This is a genomic window from Sulfitobacter sp. HI0129 (genome assembly GCF_001635395.1).
In the GTDB taxonomy this organism is placed as follows: Bacteria; Pseudomonadota; Alphaproteobacteria; order Rhodobacterales; family Rhodobacteraceae; genus Sulfitobacter.
The window spans coordinates 1-2309 of record NZ_LWGH01001101.1; the positions used below are offsets into that span (position 1 = coordinate 1).

The window sequence follows — 2309 nt, forward strand, 5'->3', positions numbered from 1 at the left end:
CGCGTTTCCTCCGAGAACGGCTGGAATGCCAGCCCCTTCCTCGCCATGATCCGCAAGATCCCCTGCTGAAGAGGGGTCATGGAGGCGATCTCGGAAAGCGTGTCGATCTCGGTCTGAACCTTGCGTTCGGATGCAATGCGTCTCAATGCTTCCGGCCCGGCACCCTCCGGCGCGAAGATCAAGTCGCGCAGGCAGTCGGTCAGCAACTCCGGTCGCCGCCCGACGACCTCGAAAGCCGCTTCGAGATCTTCTGGAGCGAGCTTCGCGCTGTCGGCAAGGGACTCGTTCACGCGCGCGACCATGCTGGCAATGTAGGAGGATCCAAGCGGTGGAAAGGGTCTCACGATGCCGCCGAAGAACGGGGCCTGCCGGTTCTGTACGAGGGTCGACAGCTTGTCGCGGTGCGAACCGGTCATCAGAAGGTAAAGGTGCCGATCGCCCGGTGCTTGGTTGATTGCGTCCCGTGCGGCCTTCAATGCGAACATGGCGTTGAGCCCGGCATCGGTTTCGACCGCCTGCTGCGCCTCGTCGATGATGACGACCAGGTCCTTGTCCGTCGCTTTTATCAGATCTTCGAGGGCCTCGGCGATCGTGCCTGACCAAGGTCCACTCTCCTTCAGTCCGACAGAGAAGCCCAGCACGCCGACCCGGTTGACAGGGCTCTTTTTTCTCATGCGCGAGATCAGGCCGTCATGCTGCTCCAGCGCGATCTTGATCCGAGAGATGATGAGGTCGGCCGGATCGGCGGACCGATCGGCCCACAGGTCGACATAGATGACGGCATAGCCCTTGCTATCGAGATGCGGGATGAGATCCGATCTCAAGAAGGTAGTCTTCCCCGTTCGCCGCGGCGCTGCGAGAAACAAGCCGGCCAGCGAGCCCGTAAGCGGATCAGGGGTCAGCAGTGAGGCAATGCGGGTGGCATCCTCAACGCGGGGCACATGTAGGAGAGATGTCATTACGCATGCCTATATGAGAGGTACGTAACCTACGTAATACAGGAGTAAGGTGACGTAAAGTCTGTTAGGTTTGGGACTTGAGCAAACGATGTGGAGCATGCCGCGCATCCACCCACTCCCTCGCCACAAGGACGGACTTGTACCCGGTGATATCCATGTCGATGCTGTTGCGCGCTATCTCTACCACATCGAAGAAGGCGGCACGGCGATGCGCTATGGCGTGGCGATCGCGCGCGGTAAACTTTACGAACCGGGCACCTATACGATCAAGCGCAAGGTCAGGTGGCCGCATTGGCAGCCGACACAAAACATGATCGACCGCGACCCAGAGCTCTACTCCGATATCGCTGACGGTATGGAACCCGGACCTGAAAACGCGCTCGGATCGCGAGCCCTCTATCTCTTCGTCGGCGACCGAGACACCTATCTAAGGATTCACGGGACACCGTATCCAAGAAGCATTGGCGGCCGTGCGAGTTCCGGCTGCGTCCGAATGGTCATGGCACACATCAATGATCTCTATCCCAACGTCGAGATTGGCTCGACGGCATTCCTGTACTCGGCGGAAGACAGCGTCACCCCGAGAAGTTGACTGGCGCATCATGTGTTACGCGTGGGCTTGACGCATCTATGGGCTGATCAGGACTGGCGCGAAGTGCAGATGGGGTTGCCACCTGCCGAGCGTAGCGGAACCAAGGTGTTTTCCACCGGACCGCTGTGTTCATACCAATAACAGCCATCCTCGGGACGAAGCCGCGCCGTGGTGAGATCCTGACCAGGCGCAGCAAGGGCAATGACGGCCTCGGGAACACTTCCCACTTCGTTGCGAGCGCCGCCGTCGTCCAGCGTTGGCACCGCGCAGCCAGCAAGCACCAATGTCGCTGCGATAATCGGCGCGTTTCGTTTCTGCATGTCTACCTCACTCATTCTGATCGCTTCGTACCGGCAAGCGTTGCTCCAACCGCGTCGTTTCAAGGGGGCGGCTAGCTTCAAGCCTCCGCAGGGCGCCTTTCTTGCTGGACGAATATCCACTTTTTGCCCTTGAAGCTCTAGTTACTGTAGGGGCTATGTCAATGTGGAATCAATGAATCCTGAGGTCAATCCATGTCTTCCGACGGCAACCGCAACGATCACGGCCATCCGGGTGATCAAGAGCATTCTGACCCAAGAGGCAACTCCTGTTGCGACGCCAGCAAGGACGTCGCGTCCACGGCGCCAGCGCCGTCTGGCGGAAGGAGCTTTCAGGTCTCCGGGCTCGATTGCGCCGAAGAGGTGGCGATCCTGAACCGGGTTGTCGGGCCGAAAGTGGGCGGAACCGAACACCTGGCATTCGACGTGATCAACGGGCGA

Annotated in this window: 2 protein-coding genes and 2 pseudogenes; 2 read left to right on the forward strand and 2 right to left on the reverse strand. The window is 59.6% G+C overall.

Annotation, left to right across the window (positions count from 1 at the left end; translation table 11 throughout):
* A partial coding sequence (locus tag A3764_RS23065) for an ATP-binding protein (protein WP_067952155.1) occupies positions 1–941 on the reverse strand: 941 nt, incomplete at its 3' end.
* Positions 942–1065: 124 nt separating this feature from the next.
* On the opposite strand from A3764_RS23065, the pseudogene A3764_RS23070 reads away from it, so the two are divergent.
* A pseudogene (locus A3764_RS23070) lies at positions 1066–1551 on the forward strand (L,D-transpeptidase); the annotation flags it as partial.
* A gap of 47 nt (positions 1552–1598) precedes the next feature.
* On the opposite strand, the gene A3764_RS23075 reads toward A3764_RS23070, so the two are convergent.
* Complete coding sequence (locus A3764_RS23075) at positions 1599–1886, reverse strand: hypothetical protein (protein WP_369817429.1); 288 nt, start codon at positions 1884–1886, stop codon at positions 1599–1601.
* Between the two features lie 177 nt (positions 1887–2063).
* Here A3764_RS23075 and A3764_RS26190 point away from each other — a divergent pair.
* Positions 2064–2309: pseudogene (locus A3764_RS26190) on the forward strand (heavy metal translocating P-type ATPase); the annotation flags it as partial.